Origin of the sequence: Ketobacter sp. GenoA1 (assembly GCF_003671475.1) — a bacterium.
GTDB lineage: Bacteria > Pseudomonadota > Gammaproteobacteria > Pseudomonadales > Ketobacteraceae > Ketobacter.
Genome location: NZ_RCHM01000042.1, coordinates 696,502 through 715,900 on the forward strand (window position 1 = coordinate 696,502; position 19,399 = coordinate 715,900).

At 51.2% G+C, this 19,399-nt stretch carries 6 protein-coding genes; 4 read left to right on the forward strand and 2 right to left on the reverse strand.

The window, feature by feature from the left end:
- The gene (locus D9N13_RS17270) at window positions 1-846 is read left to right on the forward strand and encodes an RluA family pseudouridine synthase (protein WP_290592591.1); all 846 of its coding nucleotides are present in this window, start codon (window positions 1-3) and stop codon (window positions 844-846) included.
- Window positions 847-1,025: 179 nt separating this feature from the next.
- Window positions 1,026-1,238 (forward strand): cold-shock protein, encoded by a 213-nt coding sequence (locus tag D9N13_RS17275; RefSeq protein WP_290592593.1) that lies wholly within the window; start codon window positions 1,026-1,028, stop codon window positions 1,236-1,238.
- A 52-nt stretch (window positions 1,239-1,290) separates the two neighbouring features.
- On the opposite strand, the gene D9N13_RS17280 is transcribed toward D9N13_RS17275, so the two are convergent.
- Both D9N13_RS17280 and D9N13_RS17285 read right to left on the reverse strand, forming a co-directional pair.
- Window positions 1,291-2,112, reverse strand: coding sequence for a mechanosensitive ion channel family protein (locus tag D9N13_RS17280; protein ID WP_290592595.1), 822 nt, complete (start codon window positions 2,110-2,112; stop codon window positions 1,291-1,293).
- A gap of 66 nt (window positions 2,113-2,178) precedes the next feature.
- Complete coding sequence (locus D9N13_RS17285; protein WP_290592596.1) at window positions 2,179-3,213, reverse strand: SDR family oxidoreductase; 1,035 nt, start codon at window positions 3,211-3,213, stop codon at window positions 2,179-2,181.
- 542 nt (window positions 3,214-3,755) lie between these two features.
- Between D9N13_RS17285 and D9N13_RS17290 the strand changes: the two genes are divergently transcribed.
- Window positions 3,756-11,759, forward strand: a complete 8,004-nt coding sequence (locus tag D9N13_RS17290; RefSeq protein ID WP_290592598.1) for an Ig-like domain-containing protein — start codon at window positions 3,756-3,758, stop codon at window positions 11,757-11,759.
- A 1-nt stretch (window position 11,760) separates the two neighbouring features.
- A complete protein-coding gene (locus D9N13_RS17295) occupies window positions 11,761-19,392 on the forward strand; it encodes an Ig-like domain-containing protein (protein WP_290592600.1) in 7,632 nt (2,543 codons plus the stop codon).
- The last annotated feature ends 7 nt before the right edge of the window (window positions 19,393-19,399 follow it).

The following is a 19,399-nucleotide window of genomic DNA, read 5'->3' on the forward strand; positions in this document are numbered from 1 at the left end:
ATGAATCCACCGCGTGCAGATCAAATAGTGAAGCAGACTTTTCAGCTTTCTGAATCTGTTGAAAACATCAGTGACTGGTTGGCAAGCAATACGGGTTTGGCGAAAGGCCGCATCAAGCTGGCGATGGCCAATGGCGCCGTGCAATGCAAGAAACCACAGGCGAAATGGCAGCGCTTACGTCGAGCCACGGCGAGGCTGCCCAAGGGTTCTACGATTCAACTTTTCTACAATCCGGTTCTACTGGCGACGAAACCTTCATCGCCAGAGTTATTGGAAGATTGTGGTCGCTATAGTGTTTGGTTTAAGCCGCCGGGTATTATGAGCCAGGGTAACGAGTGGGGTGATCACTGCAGCATCCTGAGATTGGCGGAATTACATTTCAAGAATGCCCGGCAGGTTTTTCCGGTCCACCGCCTGGATCAGGATGCCAGCGGGTTGATGCTGATCGCCCATGACAAGAAATCAGCAGCGTTGTTGAGCGGTTTGTTCGCCGAACGGAAAATAGAAAAAAGTTACCGGGTTCGGGTGGAGGGCACGTGGGATTCAAATCAACAACGAATCGAAGTCCCCCTTGATGGAAGACGCGCGGTTACCAATGTGAAATGCCTGGAATGTGTTGCAGATACCTCGTTGTTGTTGGTAGAGATTGAAACTGGGCGAAAACACCAGATTCGGCGCCATCTCTCACATTTAGGGCACCCGGTTCTCGGTGATGCGCTATATGGGGTCAAAAATTCACAGCCTTTGCATCTGGCTGCAACAAAACTGTCGTATCCATGCCCTGTTCAAGGGCGATCAGTTACCTTCGAACTTTCAATTGATCACATCAAGGCCTATTGGCAGTAAATGTCGTTGACGGGCATGGGTGTGGAGTTATAATCGAAATCAAGCTCTTTTTTGCTTAAATATTCAAACTTAATTAACGATTCCAAATGGCGAGTTAAGTGTAATATTCAGGTGACTAGGTGCTCGAGAGCTGTACTTCGGTATACGCAAAGCAAGTCTGAAAAAGTTAGGTAATTTGTATGTCAACACCCTCTTCTGGCAAAGTAAAGTGGTTCAATGAGTCTAAAGGTTTTGGTTTCATTGAGCAGGATAATGGCCCCGACGTTTTTGTTCATTTCAGTGCAATCAGCGGCAGCGGATTCAGAACACTGGCGGAAGGGCAGAGAGTTCAATTCAGTGTGGCCCAAGGTCAAAAGGGCCCCCAGGCGGAGAACGTCCAGGTGGTCGAATAAATAAAAAAGGGTGAAGCATTTGCTTCACCCTTTTTTATTGCCTGCGCGGATTCTACTGCTCGTTCTGGTTGACGTGCACTTCCACCTGCGGGAATGGAATACCAATTCCTGCGTCGTCAAAAGCGTATTTCACTTTCTCGGTAGTATCCCAAAGTACGGCCCAGTAGTCCGGTGACTTCACCCACGGGCGTACCACAAAGTTGACTGAAGAATCTGCCAGTTCAGATACGGCAATGACCGGAGCAGGATCTTTCAGTACGCGCTCATCGTTTGTCACGATTTCTGTCAGTATATTTTTTGCCTGGCGAATATCGGCGTCATAGGCTATGCCAAACACCATATCCACCCGGCGGGTATCGCGGGCAGAAAAGTTGGTTATGGTGCCCCCGTAAACCTGACCGTTGGGCACGATCACTTCTTTATTGTCCGGTGTTTTCATGATGGTGGTAAAAATTCCGATATGCTCAACCACACCCATAACTCCACCGGCATCCACAAAATCACCGTTCTTGAAAGGGCGGAACACGATCAGCATCACACCCGAAGCGAAATTCTGCAGGGAATCCTTCAATGCCAGACCGACAGCAATACCGGCAGCACCCAGCAGGGCAACCAGAGATGTGGTGTCCACACCCAGCTGTTCCAGAGCAGCAATGATGACAAAGAGCATCAGTACCCAGCGCAGGATGGAGGACACAAAGTTCACCAGCAACGCATCCATGCCACTGCGTTCCATCCCGTGACGGGCGATTTTGACAATGATGCCGGCTACTATTCGACCAATAAAGAAGACAAGAATTGCCATTCCTATACTGATCGCCCACTCAATCATAAGTTCTTGGGTGAGGTCTTTCGGGACTAAATCTTCGAACATTAAATTGCCCTCCTGTTGGTTAAGAGGGCAATATTACAAAAGCGCTGTTATAAATCCACCACAAAACTAGTAATTAACGCTTGCCTTCAAGGGCATGGCATTGTTTTGGCGTTTTTGAAACTGTTCGCTCTGGAACCAGGCAATGGAATCCCGTAACGAAATCCTCACATCCCGTGGATTGTATCCGAGTTCTTTACGTGCCTTACTGCAATCCATGTAGGCGTATTGAGAGGTGTATTTCAGTTCTTTGGGGTTAATGTACGGTTTGGAGTGGGTGATGTTTTCGGCAATAAATTGCGCAAGCTGGGCGCCACCTTCCACCAACAAGCCCGGCAGTGGGATCACACGATCTGACTTGCCCAGTATTTCTGCACACATCTTGCTGAACTCCTCCCCGCTAACGTTTTCATTACCCAGAATGTAGATCTCCCCCTGTTTCCCTTTCTCGGCTGCCAGGATGTGGCCGGCAGCGACATCCCGCACATCCACCAGATTGAAACCACCAGGGAAAGAGAAGCGGGCGCCTCCTTCGATCATTTTCAGGATGATGCCGCCGGTTGGCGTGGGAGCCACATCCCCGGGGCCAAACGGAAAGGCCGGATTCACCACGGTCAGGTTGAGCCCTTGCTCAGCAAAATCCAGTGCCTCCTGTTGGCTGAGGTACTTACTCAAAATGTAGGGCAGGGCATCGTATTGGTTGAATGGCGTCGTTTCGTTGGAAGAAGCCTTGCCCGGCAGTAGGCCAATGGCAGATAAAGAGCTGGTGTACACCACTTTTTGGATATTATCTGCATTCATGCAGGCCCATAGCATGTTGCGGCTGCCTTGCAGGTTCACCTCCCACAGGGGTTTCCAGTCAGGCAACCAGGTGGCGTAAATCGCCGCCAGATGGAACACCGTATCCACACCTTCGACGATCTCCTTTACAAACCCCTTGTCCAGCATGTCTCCGCGCACAATCTCCGGATTACAGTGCTCGATATTATCGGTGTTTTCGTTGGGCAGGGCGGATGCGCGAACTTCCACACCCATGGTGGTGAGCTGGTCAACCACATGTGATCCGATGAAGCCGGCGGCGCCGGTGACAAGTGCTTTTTTCATGGTTTCAGTATCCCTGTAGTGAATATTGGTTCTAGTGAACGCTTTATTATGATGTGCAGAACACGACACAATCGGGTCAGATTTCCGCTGCGGTTAGGGCATGATTGCTCAAGAAGTTTTCTTTGTGAATGGCAAAAACTATTAAGGCTTGATCGAAACTATCCTTCAGCAACTTTATACGACTGATCGGTCTGCATTTTTAGGGAAAAATAAATGTATGTTTTTTGTAACAAACCACTCTGAATTCCGCGGAATTAACCCCTTATAAATCAGATGCCTACTGCTGGGATGGAAACGAGTGAAACCACCGATAACCCGATATTGTTCACAATATGTCCATGTATTTGTACATAAACCACTGAAATACTAGAAGAAATGTGCTTATAAATTGTTCAGTTTGGGGGCTGTCAAATGGAGCAGTTAAGAGGAGTAATTGTGAACAAGTATTAACCAGTAAAACAGCGTATTACCAGCGTTCAACTATCTTTATCAAGGTAATCCCCGGCATTTTTGGGCTTATAGAAGTTTAAGTAGTTTGGAGGTTGGTTTTTCAGTTGAGTGCGATCCGGATAGCAGTATTACTCGGTTGCATGGTGTTCATAGCTGCCTGTGGCGGCGGTGGCGGAGGTGATGGCGGGACCGGCGGTGGCGGCGGCTCGGATCAGACCCAAAGCAGTGACTCAGGCAATAACAATTCAGAGAATGATGGGGCTGGTTCCGATACCGAAGGGAACTCCGGCACCGGTGATTCCGTTGGTGGGAGCGGCGATGCAACAGACTCCGGAATCACTTCACCCCAAGGTTATGCATATCCTGTCGTAGTTTCATTGTGGTCTGATGATGTTGCCTTCGGCGAGGGCAGGATAATAGACGATACCATCGCTTTCTCCGGTACTGCCCAGCCACGACACACCATTGAGTTCTGGCTCAATGATGTAATGAATGGTTCAACCGTTGCGGATTCAAATGGCGACTGGCGACTGGATTTCAGCCTCATCAGCCTTTCTCCTGGCGATTACACAATTGACCTGGTTTCCATCGCACCCAATGGTGATAGGGTGGCTTCGCAACGACCTTTTGCGTTTCGTTACGATCCCACCGCACCTGCTTCACCCATAGTCGAAGCAATCTCGGATGATTCGTATATCGCAGGGGATGGGTATACCAGCGATGGTAGCCTGGTTATTGATGGCACTGCAGAACCCAGCATGAACGTGACACTGTATCTGAACGGGATCGCCATCGGCAACAGCGTAGCCGATAGCGACGGCGTTTGGAGTGTGGATTACACCGTGGTGGATCTGGCTGATGGCAGCTATATGTTAACTGCCGATGCAACCTTCCTGGATTTACAAAGCGCCACTTCGCCCCAGTTTCCGTTGGTGGTTGATCGGCAGGCCCCGGTGGCCCCGGCGAACCTGCTTATTTTCAACGACAGTGGCGCCAGTAATTCTGATTTGATTACGAACGATAACACTCTGCTTTTTAGCGGAGTCACTGAGCCTTTTGCCAGAGTCCGGCTGCGTCGCGACGCGCAGGTTATGGGTAGCGCGCAAGCGGATGCCGCTGGTAACTGGGTGTTCGATTACAGTGCCGTTACCATTCAGGATGGCGTCTATGGCATCACACTTGAGGCAACAGATCGGGCTGGTAATCAGTCTTTGGTGTCCTCTGCATTTACATTGATTATGGATACGGTGGCACCTGATCCAGTCACGTCCATGGGGCTGCAACCGGACACAGGTGTTGTGGGTGATGGTGTTACCTCAACCGGTGCTGTTCAGATTTTTGGTACGGCACAGCCGGAAGAATCTGTTGAGCTGTTCTTGGATGGTGCTTCAGCCGGGGTAGTTACGGTGGATGCTAATGGTGACTGGTTACTGGATCTTACCTCTACACCACTGAGCAACGGAACTTATGCAATCACCACCCAGACAATCGATATCGCAGGTAACCGCTCGGCGCTTTCCGGCGATACTATCATAACCATCAGTGGCACGATCCCTGCTACCCCGGTAATCACAGGGGTAACCTCGGACAGTGGCCTCGCCAGTGATGGTATTACAGCGGATAATACGCTGTTCATTCAGGGCACTGCAGGTGTCGGAATCGATGTTGTCGTGTATTTGGATACGGTAGAGCAGGGCACCGCAAGCACCGATTTGAATGGTGACTGGGTTCTGGACCTAACGGCAACTACCCTGTCGGATGGAGCCTACGTAATTACCGCAATGGCTGAAGACGGTTCGGGGTTGCAATCCGGTATTTCAAGCGATTTCAATTTATTGATCGATACAACTGCGCCGCTTGCACCAGCCATTATTTCATTTACGACGGATACTGGTGCATTAGGTGACCAAGTCACCAGTGATTCGACACTAGTGTTTTCAGGGTCAGCAGAAGCCAATGCCTCTATAGAATTATTTATCGATGCTGGCTCCATTGGAACCACTACTGCGGATGGCAGTGGTAACTGGAGTTTTGATCACACTGGAACCACACTGGCGGATGGCAGCTATGCCATTACGGCGGTTGCGTCAGACCTCTCTGGTAACACGTCGGCGACATCCAGCGCACTAAATATCACTGTGGATACGGCAGCTCCGGCGGCACCAGCAGTTACGGCCATTACCGATGATACCGGAACGGCAGGGGATGGCATTACCTCAGATAACCAATTGATCTTTAGCGGTACAGCTGAAGCCAATGCGTCGGTTGAAGTGTTTGTTGATGCTGGATCTATCGGTACTACCACTGCGGATGGCAGCGGTAATTGGAGCTATGACCATACCGGCAATACCTTGGCGGACGGTGGCTATGCGATAACGGCCATAGCAACGGATTCATCGGGCAATACCTCGACAACTTCCAACGTATTCAGTGTGATCGTGGTGACAAGTGGGCTGGCTGCCCCTATTGTGACAGCAATTTCGGTGGACACCGGAACCCCATCAGATGGTATAACTTCAGATAACCAGTTGGTGATTAGCGGTACGGCAGAAGCCAACGCCTCTGTAGAAGTGTTTATTGATGCTGGCTCCATTGGTACCACTACTGCGGATGGCAGCGGCAACTGGAGTTTCGATCACACCGGTACCACCTTGGCGGACGGCAGTTATGCCATTACGGCGGTTGCGTCAGACCTCTCTGGTAACACGTCGGCGACATCCAGCGCACTAAATATCACTGTGGATACGGCAACTCCGGCAGCACCGGCGGTTACGGCCATTACCGATGATACCGGAACGGCAGGGGATGGCATTACCTCAGATAACCAATTGATCTTTAGCGGTACAGCTGAAGCCAATGCATCGGTTGAAGTGTTTGTTGATGCTGGATCTATCGGTACTACCACTGCGGATGGTTCAGGCAACTGGAGCTATGACCACACTGGCACAACTTTGGCGGATGGCAGTTACGCTATTACGGCAGTGGCAACGGATTCGTCCGGTAATGGTTCGGCGATTTCCAACGCATTAAATATCACTGTGGATGCGGCAGCTCCGGTGGCACCAACAGTTATGGCCATTACCGATGATACCGGAACGGCAGGGGATGGCATTACCTCAGATAACCAATTGATCATTAGCGGTACAGCAGAACCCAATACCTCAGTAGAAGTATTTATTGGTGGCGGGTCCATTGGTATCACCGCTGCAGATGGCAGTGGTAATTGGAGCTATGACCATACCGGCACCACCTTGGCAGACGGTGGTTATGCGATAACGGCCACAGCAACGGATTCATCGGGCAATACCTCGACACCTTCCAGCGTATTGAATGTGATCGTGGTGACAAGTGGGCTGGCTGCCCCTATTGTGACAGCAATTTCGGTGGACACTGGAATCCCATTAGATGGTATAACTTCAGATAACCAGTTGGTGATTAGCGGTACGGCAGAAGCCAATGCGTCGGTTGAAGTCTTTATCGACGCTGGGTCCATTGGCACAGCCACTGCGGATGGCAGCGGTAATTGGAGCTATGATCACACTGGAATCAGCCTGGCGGATGGTAGCTATGCCATTACGGCGGTGGCGTCAGACCTCTCCGGTAACACGTCGGCAACCTCCAGCGTGTTGAATATTACTGTTGATACGGCGGCTCCGGCGGCACCAGCAGTTACGGCCATTACCGATGATACCGGAACAGCCTCAGACGGTATAACTTCAGATAACCAGTTGGTGATTAGCGGTACGTCAGAAGCCAATGCGTCGGTTGAAGTGTTTATCGATGCTGGATCTATCGGCACCACTACAGCAGATGGCTCAGGCAACTGGAGTTTCGATCACACTGGCACTACTTTGGCGGATGGCAGTTACGCCATTACCACAGCGGCAACTGACGCATCGGGCAATACGTCGGCAGCCTCAAGTGCCTTGAATATAACCGTGGATACGGCAGCTCCGGCAGCACCAAGTGTCTCAGCTATTACCGACGATACCGGAACAGCCTCTGACGGTATTACCTCAGATAATCAGTTAATTATTACTGGCACAGCAGAAGCGAATGCCTCGGTTGAAGTGTTTATCGATGCTGGATCTATCGGCACCACTACAGCAGATGGCTCAGGCAACTGGAGTTTCGATCACACCAGTACCACCTTGGCAGACGGTAGTTATGCGATTACAGCCGCGGCAACCGACGCATCAGGCAATACGTCGGCAACCTCCAGTGCACTCAATATCACAATAGATACCAGTGCGCCGACAGCACCGGCGGTTACCACCATCACAGACGATACCGGAACAGCGTCTGACGGTATTACGTCAGACAATCAGCTAATTATTACCGGTACAGCTCAAGCGAACGCGTCTGTAGACGTGTTTATTGATGCTGGCTCTATTGGCACCACCACTGCGGATGGCAGTGGTAACTGGAGCTTTGATCACACTGGCACTACTTTGTCAGACGGCAGTTACGCTATTACTGCAGCGGCAATGGACGCATCGGGTAATACGTCAGCAGCATCAAGCGCTTTGAATATAACCGTGGATACGGCCGCTCCGGTCGCACCGGCGGTTACTACCATCACAGATGATACCGGAACAGCCTCTGACGGTATTACCTCAGATAGTCAGTTAATTATTACCGGTACAGCAGAAGCGAATGCCTCTGTAGAAGTGTTTATCGATGCTGGATCTATCGGCACCACTACAGCAGATGGCTCAGGCAACTGGAGTTTCGATCACACCAGTACCACCTTGGCAGACGGTAGTTATGCTATTACAGCCGCGGCAACCGATGTATCAGGGAATACGTCGGCAGCCTCCAGCGCCTTGAATATAACGGTGGATACGGCAGCACCATCAGCACCAACAGTTGCGGCCATTACCGATGATACTGGAACTGCCTCTGACGGCATTACCTCAGACAGTCAGTTAATTATTACTGGCACAGCAGAAGCAAACGCCTCTGTAGAAGTGTTTATCGACGCTGGCTCCATTGGCACCACCACTGCGGATGGCAGCGGTAACTGGAGTTTTGATCACACTGGCACTACTTTGTCAGACGGCAGTTACGCTATTACTGCAGCGGCAATGGACGCATCGGGTAATACGTCAGCAGCCTCAAGCGCCTTGAATGTAACCGTGGATACAGCTGCTCCGGCCGCTCCGGCGGTTACTGCCATCACAGACGATACTGGAGCAGCGTCTGACGGTATTACGTCAGATAATCAACTGGTGATCACAGGTACAGCAGAAGCTAATGCGTCGGTTGAAGTGTTTATCGACGCTGGTTCCATCGGCACCACGACAGCAGATGGCAGTGGTAACTGGAGTTATGACCACTCTGGCAATACTTTGGCGGATGGAGGTTATGCGATTACAGCCGCGGCAACCGACGCATCGGGTAATACGTCGGCGACATCCAGCGCACTAAATATAACGGTGGATACGGCAGCACCATCAGCACCAACAGTTGCGGCCATTACCGATGATACTGGAACTGCCTCTGACGGTATTACGTCAGACAATCAGTTAATTATTACTGGCACAGCAGAAGCGAATGCCTCTGTAGAAGTGTTTATCGATGCTGGATCTATCGGCACCACTACAGCAGATGGCTCAGGCAACTGGAGTTTCGATCACACCAGTACCACCTTGGCAGACGGTAGTTATGCTATTACAGCCGCGGCAACCGATGTATCAGGGAATACGTCGGCAGCCTCAAGCGCCTTGAATATAACCGTGGATACGGCAGCTCCGGCAGCACCAAGCGTCTCAGCTATTACCGATGATACTGGAACAGCGTCTGACGGTATTACGTCAGATAATCAACTGGTGATCACAGGTACAGCAGAAGCGAATGCGTCGGTTGAAGTGTTTATCGATGCTGGGTCCATTGGAACTACTACTGCGGATGGTTCAGGCAACTGGAGTTTCGATCACACTGGCACTACTTTGTCAGACGGCAGTTATGCGATTACCGCAGCGGCAACCGACGCATCAGGCAATACGTCGGCGGCCTCAAGCGCTTTGAATATAACCGTGGATACGGCCGCTCCGGTCGCACCGGCGGTTACTACCATCACAGATGATACCGGAACAGCCTCTGACGGTATTACCTCAGATAATCAGTTAATTATTACTGGCACAGCAGAAGCGAATGCCTCTGTAGAAGTGTTTATCGATGCTGGATCTATCGGCACCACTACAGCAGATGGCTCAGGCAACTGGAGTTTTGATCACACCGGTACCACCTTGGCAGACGGCAGTTATGCGATTACCGCAGCGGCAACGGACGCATCAGGGAACACGTCGGCAGCCTCCAGCGCCTTGAATATAACCGTGGATACGGCCGCTCCGGCCGCACCAAGCGTCTCAGCTATTACCGATGATACTGGAACAGCGTCTGACGGTATTACGTCAGATAATCAACTGGTGATCACAGGTACAGCAGAAGCTAATGCGTCGGTTGAAGTGTTTATTGATGCTGGCTCCATTGGCACCACCACTGCGGATGGCAGCGGTAATTGGAGCTATGATCACACCGGTACCACATTGGCAGACGGCAGTTATGCGATTACCGCAGCGGCAACGGACGCATCAGGGAATACGTCGGCAGCCTCCAGCGCCTTGAATATAACGGTGGATACGGCAGCACCATCAGCACCAACAGTTGCGGCCATTACCGATGATACTGGAACTGCCTCTGACGGCATTACCTCAGACAATCAGTTAATTATTACTGGCACAGCAGAAGCAAACGCCTCTGTAGAAGTGTTTATCGACGCTGGCTCCATTGGCACCACCACTGCGGATGGTTCAGGAAACTGGAGTTTTGATCACACCGGTACCACATTGGCAGACGGCAGTTATGCGATTACCGCAGCGGCAACGGACGCATCAGGGAATACGTCGGCAGCCTCCAGCGCCTTGAATATAACGGTGGATACGGCCGCTCCGGTCGCACCGGCGGTTACTACCATCACAGATGATACCGGAACAGCCTCTGACGGTATTACCTCAGATAATCAGTTAATTATTACTGGTACGGCAGAAGCGAATGCCTCTGTAGAAGTGTTTATCGATGCTGGATCTATCGGCACCACTACAGCAGATGGCTCAGGCAACTGGAGTTTCGATCACACCAGTACCACCTTGGCAGACGGTAGTTATGCTATTACAGCCGCGGCAACCGACGCATCGGGCAATACATCGGCGACATCCAGCGCACTAAATATAACGGTGGATACGGCAGCACCGTCAGCACCAACAGTTGCTGCCATAACAGACGATACCGGAACAGCCTCTGACGGCATTACCTCAGATAACCAGTTAATTATTACCGGTACAGCAGAAGCCAATGCTTCAGTGGAAGTATTTATCGATGCTGGCTCCATTGGCACAGCCACTGCGGATGGATCAGGCAACTGGAGCTATGACCACACTGGCACTACTTTGGCTGATGGCGGGTATGCCGTTACCGCAGCGGCAACGGACGCATCAGGGAATACCTCTTCAACGTCCAGTGCACTCAATATCACAATAGATACCAGTGCGCCGTCGGTACCGGCGGTTACCTCCATCACAGACGATACTGGAACAGCCTCTGACGGCATTACCTCAGATAATCAACTGGTGATCACCGGTACAGCAGAAGCCAATGCCTCTGTAGAAGTGTTTATCGACGCTGGCTCCATCGGCACAGCCACTGCGGATGGTTCAGGCAACTGGAGCTTTGATCATACTGGAACCACCTTGGCAGACGGCAGTTATGCCATTACCGCAGCCGCAACCGATGCATCTGGAAATACCTCTTCAACCTCCAGCGCCTTGAATATAACCGTGGATACGGCAGCTCCGTCTGTTAGTAGCTATTCACCTGCCAATGGTGAAACAAGCGTCGTGTTTTCGAGTAACCTGGTCATGACATTCGATGATTCCGTTTATGTGTCTACTGGCAATGTGGTGATTCGACGCTATATCGACGATAGTATCGTAGAAACCATCGATATTACCAGTGGTCAGGTTACGGGAGGTGGTACTGCAAATATTACCATTAACTCAACTGCCGATTTAGGTGGATGCAGGAGCATTACTTGATTTGGCAGGTAACGAATATGCTGGTATCAGTGGCAATGCAACCTGGAACTTTACAACGGCGAATACTGCTCTGAGCAGCTCAACCCCCGCCGATGAATCCAGTGGCATTGCTTTGGATACCGATATTACTTTTGTTTTTAATGAATCCGTTTCGGCGAATGTAGGCAATATAGCTGTTAAGAGAGTAAGCGATGATGTTGTGTTTGAGACCATTGATGTGGCGGTGGCTTCCATTACGGGTGATGGAACCAATACCATCACCGTTTCGCTCTCGGATTCTCTGGTTCCAAATACCGCCTATTATATTGAAATTGAAGCAGGTGCTTTTGTTAATGGTGATTCAGTTGCGTTTGCTGGATTCACAGGCAACAGCACCCTGAATTTCACAACTGTGAACGTTTCTATTCCGACAGTAACTAATGTGACATCATCCATAGCAGACGGTACTTACGTTAGTGGCAATACTATCCCGGTTCAGGTTGTGTTCAGTGAGACAGTGACCGTTTCCGGAACACCCAGAATACAACTTGATCTTGATGGTGCTGACAAATACGTAAACTACGTTAGTGGCAGTGGGTCGAACACCTTGCAATTTGATTATCTAGTTGGAACGGGTGACAGCAGCAGTGACCTCGGTTATGTATCAACGGCTTCACTGACACTCAATGGTGGGTCTATCCGCAGTGCGAACCAGGCTAATGCAACGTTGACACTGCCTACACCCGGAGCAAGCGGATCCCTGAGGAATAACAAGGATATTGTTATTGACGCTGCAGGTTTGGACATCACTAACCTGTCGCCCTCTGATGGCTTCTTCATTGAAGGGTACGAGGTGGGTGATTGGTTTGGTCGCTCTGTTGGGGCTGGCGGGGATAGCAATGGTGATGGTTATGAAGACATTGTTATTGGTGTTGCCCTGAGTGATATTTCTGCGGGGGATGCTGGTGCAGCTTATGTAATATTCGGCACCGCCGGTGCCACCAGAGCCGATATCCAGGTTAACTCACTAGGTGCAACAGATGGCTTTCTGATCTATGGCGCAGATGCAGCAGATTATCTTGGTATGACGGTGGACTTGACCGGTGATTTAAACGGTGACGGCTATGATGAGATCGTGGTTGTAGCGTCCAGCGATGACACAACAGTTGCCAACGGCGGCACCATCTATGTTATTTGGGGGCAGGCTGGTTCCACCAGAACGGATATTGATTTATCAACATTCAGTGCTAGTGATGGATTCAAAATATTAAGTCAGGAAAGCGGGGATTCGTTGGGGAACACCAGCTATATTGATCCTCAGAATGCTCAGTATCTTGATGCTGATGGTGATTTTAATGGTGATGGTATCGATGATTTGGTGATTGGCCATTCCGCCAGTGACCAAGCCGGTGGAGACAGTGGCAGGGTCTATGTAATCTTCGGTCAAACTGGTGCCACCCGAACGGATGTGAATCTGGCCAGCATCAGTGGCATTGGATTTGAAATTACTACCGGTGGTGCCGTTGGAGAGCTGTTGGGTCACAGCGTGCAATTTGTAGGTGATTTCAATGGTGATGGCTTCAACGACCTGGTCGTGGGTGCAGTGCGCTCTGATGCAGTAGCCGGAGACGCCGGTCAAGCCTATGTGATTTTTGGTCACGCCGGGCCAACCTTTAATACTATTGATCTTTCAGCATTGACCAACACAGAAGGGTTCACCATATCGACATCCGAAGCAGCAAGTTGGTTGGGTGGTTCCGTCGGGTCCTCCGATGTTAACGGTGATGGTCTCACTGATGTTCTGATCGGAAACGTGGCCTCCAATTCGGGCTACGGCGACAGCGGTTCAGTGCTGGTGCTGTACGGATATAGTTCTGCCACCTATGCGGATGTAACCTTCGGCTCGGTAGCAGCCAGTAGCGGATTCACAATTTATGGCGAGGGAACCTCTGACTTTGTTGCACACGCTGTAGAAGGTGTTGGTGACCTCAACGGTGATGGGATTGATGACATTCTTACCTCTACCTGGGTGGATGATGAAGGTGGCGGTGATGCGGGTGCAGCCTGGGTTATCTACGGGCAGACTGGAACCTCCCGTGGGGATGTACTGTTGGATTCATTAGTCTCCAGTGATGGATTCAAGATCATTGGGGATCAGGCGGTCGACTATTTTGGTATGGCCAATGCGGTGGCTGATATTAATGGCGACGGCTATCAGGATTTGATCATTGCATCCAGGCAAGGGGATAATAATGCCGGGGATGCCGGTGAAGTAAACGTCATCTGGGGTAAGGATTTTCTGTCTACCGTGGATACGGATCTGAGTGGAACCAGTGGTGCTGAGTCCCTAGTGGGTACCAATGGCAATGATACTATCGCTGCCGCAGGTGGTGCAGATACCATCAGCGCTGGAGCTGGTGATGATGTTGTTCAAGTGGCGGATTTGAACTTCATCCGGGTAGATGGTGGAAGAGGGGAGGATACCCTTGAGTTAACCGGATCCGGGTTGTCGCTGGATCTGAGGTCTATCAATTACGAAGTGATTCGTGGTATCGAAATAATTGATCTGGCTGACAATGGCAATGGGCTCTCATTGGGCCAAATGAGTTTGTTGGCGCTTTCAGACGAAAGCCGGACCCTCTATGTGAACGGTGGCAGCAGCGATTGGGTTTATACTGATCCAGGGGAGACATGGTCACCCAATGGCAGCACTGTGGTGAATTCCATTACTTACAATCGTTATGATATTGCGGATGTGTCACTGTACGTACAGGATGCATTATCACAGCCGGTCACACCGGCGGCACCGGCTGTCAGTGGATTTGCTGATGACACCGGTACAGCCAGCGATAATATTACCGCTGATACCGGCCTGGTATTCAGTGGAACCACTGGTGCCTACTTTGATGTTGAAGTGTTTGTTGATGCGGTTTCGGTGGGCACCACCTCGGCGGATGCATCCGGAAACTGGAGTTTTGACTATTCCGGTACCAGCCTGAGCGACGGCACCTATGCGATTACTGCCAGCACCACCAATCTTGGCGGTTATGAATCTACTGCCTCTTCGGCCCTTAATGTGACCATTGACGCTACTGCACCCAATGCGCCTGTTGTGTCCGGTATTTCCACGGATACCAACGTATCCACCGATGAGATCACCAGTGACGCCACATTGGTGATTAACGGTACAGCTGAAGCCAATGCCACGGTGGAAGTGTTTATTGATGCGGGCTCAATTGGTAGCACTACTGCAGATGGCTCCGGGAATTGGAGTTTCGATAACACGGGTAACAGCTTAGCCGATGGAACTTATGCCGTTACGGCAACGGCAAGTGACGTTGCCGGCAATACTTCGGCTACGTCCTCCACCTTAAACATTACTGTTGATACGGCTGCTCCTGCCGCACCGGCAGTGACTGCAATTTCAGACGATACCGGAACAGCCGATGGAATTACCAGTGATACCACATTGGTGATATCCGGAACCGCTGAAGCAGATTCAGTGGTGACAGTGTTACTGGATGCCGGTTCAATCGGTACTGCAACCGCTAATGGTGCCGGTGCCTGGAGCCTCGATTACAGCGGTACATCGCTAAGCGATGGCAGTTATGTGTTGATGGCGACTTCCACCGACACGGCGGGTAATACATCATCTGCTTCCAGTGGCTTCAATATTACGGTGGACACTTCCGTCCCCTCTGCACCGGCTGTCACCGCTATCTCGACAGACAGCGGGGCGGCAGATGGCATTACCAATGACAACACGTTGGTCATCTCGGGCACGGCTGAAGCCAATGCTTCGGTGGAAGTGTTTATCGATGGCGGATCGATTGGGACTACAGCGGCCAGTGGCGCGGGTGCCTGGAGCTTTGATCACACTGGCAGTGTGTTGGGTGATGGCAGCTATACGTTAACCGCCATTACTACCGATACTGCAGGTAATGCTTCTGCGGCGTCTGCTGATTTCAATATCACGATTGATACGGCTGATCCTTCTGCGCCGGCCATCACGGCGATCTCAACAGACAGTGGTGCCGCAGATGGCATTACCAATGACAACACGTTGGTCATCTCGGGCACGGCCGAGGCTAATAGCTCGGTAGAAGTATTTATCGATGGTGGATCGATTGGGACCGCAACGGCCAATGGTGCAGGTGCCTGGAGCTACGACCACACTGGCACTGCAGTCAGCGACGGTAGCTACGTGTTGACTGCAATTGCCACAGATACTGCAGGTAACGGGTCCAGCGCATCCAATGATTTTAACATCACCGTTGATACAGGAACGCCGGCCGCGCCTTCAGTATCCGGTATCAGTGACGATACCGGAACCGGAGGCGACGGCATCACCGCTGATAACACATTGGTTATCAGCGGCTCGGCTGAAGCCAATGCTTCGGTGGAGGTGTTTATCGATGGTGGATCGATTGGGACTGCAACGGCCAGTGGTGCGGGTGCCTGGAGCTATGATCACAGTTCGGTTACCCTGGGCGATGCTACCTATGCCCTCACCGCAGTGGCTACGGATGCCGCAGGCAACACTTCATCAGCCTCCGCAACGTTCAATGTGACCGTTGATACCAGCGGACCGGCTGTCAGTAATCTAACGCCCACCGATGGCAATACCAGTGTCGGCTTTACGGACAATCTGATCATTGAGTTTAATGAGGTTGTCACTGTTCAGTCCGGAAACCTGGTGATCTACAATGGTGGTGGCAGTGTATTTGAAACCGTCCCCATTGGCGATGCCCGCGTGACTGGATCAGGTACTACCACATTAACCATCAATCCGGATGCTACATTGGTGGGCGGAAGTGACTACTATGTCCAGATTGCGTCCGGAGCTGTGGCGGATGGTTTGGGCAATACCTTTGCGGGAATATCAGATTCCACGACCTGGAATTTTACCACCAACCCAACGCAGTTAACGGCCACTACACCGGTGGATGATGCTACGGATCAGAATCTGGATGTTAATCTGAGTTTCACCTTCAATGAAGCGGTTACGGTTAATAGTGGCAATATTCGTGTGCTTAAGGTATCAGATGCCTCCACCGTGGAAACCATAGATGTGACCAGCGGTCAGGTTACCGGCAGTGGTTCTGACACCATTTCGGTGTCACGTAACACCATACTGGACCCTCTGACGGAATATTATATCGAGATTGATTCTGGTGCCTTTGTCAATTCTAATTCCGTGGCCTACACAGGCATCAGCGACAATACGACGTGGAGCTTTACCACCAAGTTTGTTACGACTCCGGTGGTTAACAACGTTACCTCGTCCCTTGCCAACGGTACTTATAGAGGCGGTGATCAAGTGCCCATTCAGGTCACATTCAGTGAGATTGTTAACGTGAATATCTCCGCGGGTAAACCAAGGCTGCTGGTTTCACTGGATGCGGGAGACGTCTACGTTCCTTACACCAGTGGTTCGGGCTCCACCACCTTGACCTTTAACTATAACGTTGCTCTGGGTGACACCACTGCCGATCTGGCCTACGCATCCACAGCAGCGCTGGAGTTGAATGGTGGCGTCATCAACAGTCAGGATTACGCCAATGCGAACCTGACTTTGCCTGCTCCTGGGGCTGCTTCGTCGCTTAGCAACAATAAAAACATTGTGTTAAGTGGTGCCACAACGCTGGATATTAGCAGCTTGCGCACAGCGGATGGATTCTTTATAACCGGAGCGGAGTCGTCCACAGTGTACTTTGGTCACGCGCTCAGCAGCGGTGGGGATTTCAATGGTGATGGCTTTGATGACCTGGCCATTGGCGTACCGGACAGTAACCTGAGCAGTACCAGTGGCGGGTATGCATATCTGGTATACGGTAAATCGGGTGCAACCCGCAGTGGAATCGCCATGTCTTCATTGAGCAGCAGTGATGGTTTTGCGGTGAGCGGTGCCGCCACGGCGGATTATGCCGGTAGTGCAGTGGACTTGAGCGGGGACCTGAATGGTGATGGATACGATGATATGGTGGTGATTGCCAGTAAGGCGGATGATGGTGCCACAACCGGTGGCAATATTTACATTATTTGGGGCAATGCCTCACCTGCTGGAATTAATCTGGCCTCCGATTTCAATCGAACCTCTGGCTTTACGAACAGCAAGGGGTTCGTGATCACATCCTACGAAAGTTCTGACGAAATCGCTTCTTACGATTACGTAACGCCGAATAATGCCCAGTTCCTGGACGCCAGTGGTGATTTCAACGGCGATGGATTCGATGACCTGCTGATTGGTCATGAACAGGGCGATGATTATAATACCAACGCAGGCTACGTGTATGTGGTCTTTGGCCAATCAGGATCAACACGCGCCAACTTCCAGTTGAATTCATACGCAACCCATGGTTTCCGTCTGTACAACACAGAGTCGGGTGGTTATGTGGGCCGACCCCAGTTTATCGGCGATTATAACGGGGATGGTTACAATGACATACTGGTGGGTGCCCCTGGTATATCCAGTAATGATGGTGAAGCCTATGTGGTGTTCGGCAACGCCGGGCCGACCTACAGTGATGTGAACCTGTCAACGTTGAATGGCACTAATGGATTCAAGATAAGCACCACTGATGCTAACGCGGATCTGGGTGGGTCTTTGGGTGCCGCGGATGTGAATGGCGATGGTCTGACGGATTTGATCGTGGGTGTGCCCTCTGCCTCTTATGCTTCGCGTGGTGAGAATGGCGCTGCCATGATCGTTTACGGCACCTCTTCTGCACCACACAGTAACCTTACTCTGAATTCACTGGCCACCAGTCGCGGTTACGTGATCTATGGTGAACATGCTAACGAAAGATCGGCTTATACGGTTCATGGTGTTCGTGATATGAACGGCGATGGTGTTGATGACATATTAATGTCCAGTGGGTTGGATGATGACGCCGGTGCCGACGCCGGGGCTGCCTGGATCATATTCGGTGTCACCGGGACCAGCCGCACCGATATTGACCTGGCCACCCTCAGCGCCAGTGATGGATTCCAAATACTGGGCGACATCAGTGACGACCGCTTCGGCCAATCGGCCACATCAGGTGATCTCAATGGAGACGGCTACCAGGATATTATGGTTTCATCTGTGGCCGGGGATAATGCCGGGTCTTTTGCCGGTGAAGTCAATGTGATCTGGGGGCGGGATTTCCTGGGTGCAGTGGATGTCAGCGGTACGGGCACCAGTGCTGATGAGAACCTGCTGGGTACCGATGGTGATGATACCATCGTGTCCGGTGGCGGACTTGATGCAATCAGGGCCGGAGCCGGTGATGATATTATTGAAGTGGCCGACGTGAATTTCTTTGATATCGATGGTGGGTCCGGGACCGATACGATCCGATTCAGCAGCGCTCTCAACGCCTTCGACCTGACCGCGCTGGGGGAAGAATCCATTACTGACATTGAAGTCATTGATCTGGCGGATGATAGCAATGTACTCACTGTCAGCCGGATGACGGTATTGGGTTTATCGAGTGAAACACCGATCCTGTATGTGAAAGGAGGATCCAGCGATGCGGTGGTGTCGTCGGGGTCCGATGCCTGGGTAAACACAGGAAGTACGACGGTGAACAGTGTTGACTATGACATCTACGAAGATGGTGGTGCCTATTTGTATATTCAAAATACGATAGATGCCACGGCAGTTCCCTAAGTTTGTT